Below are 600 nucleotides of genomic sequence, written 5' to 3'. Positions count from 1 at the left end.
TTGTTTGGATTTATTTTGATTTATTATCATTTTTTCTAATTTATCTATATTTTCATTAATTTTTTTAAAATTACTTTGGGTTTCTTGTTGGAATTCGTCTATTTCCTTTTCAATAAGGTTAATTTTTTGTTTTAGATGATTGTTTTGAAGTTTTAAATTATGATTGTTATGAAGGTTAATATTATAACTAATGAAAAAACAAATGATAAATGTTGATATCATAATGCTTATGAATTCAAATATAAATTGAATTTCTTTAAATTTTTTCATTTTTTTCTCCTTTGGTTTTAAAAGTTTTTTTAAAATAAAAAAGACTCTAAATGAGAGTCTTTTGATAGGGGGATAAAATTGAATTTAAACATTTTTTATTAAATCTCTTTTAATTTTTTAATATATTCGAAAGTTAATGTTTTTATGTCCATCCAGGATGGTTTTTTTCATTTCTGCTTCTTTGACTTTATCGTTGTTGTGTTTATCTTGATAAAGGGATAAAGTTTTACGGACAGGGTTGAAGTGGAGGCGGAAATCGGTTAATTCGAAGTTAGCATCGCGAACACGTGCGCGTCCAAGGTAGTAGTCTTTGTCGTCTTCTAAGAAGTG

Annotated in this window: 1 protein-coding gene and 1 pseudogene; both read right to left on the bottom strand. The window is 25.7% G+C overall.

The window, feature by feature from the left end:
- Nucleotides 1-270, bottom strand: a 270-nt coding sequence (locus OYV_RS04275) for a hypothetical protein (protein WP_042068496.1), incomplete at its 3' end; no start/stop codon positions are given.
- A 117-nt stretch (nt 271-387) separates the two neighbouring features.
- A pseudogene (locus tag OYV_RS04270) lies at nt 388-600 on the bottom strand (hypothetical protein); the annotation flags it as partial.

Source organism: 'Chrysanthemum coronarium' phytoplasma, from assembly GCF_000744065.1.
GTDB classification, from domain to species: domain Bacteria; phylum Bacillota_I; class Bacilli_A; order Acholeplasmatales; family Acholeplasmataceae; genus Phytoplasma; species Phytoplasma asteris.
The sequence above is the reverse complement of the archived record's forward strand: the minus strand, read 5'-3'. Positions and strand labels throughout refer to the sequence as shown.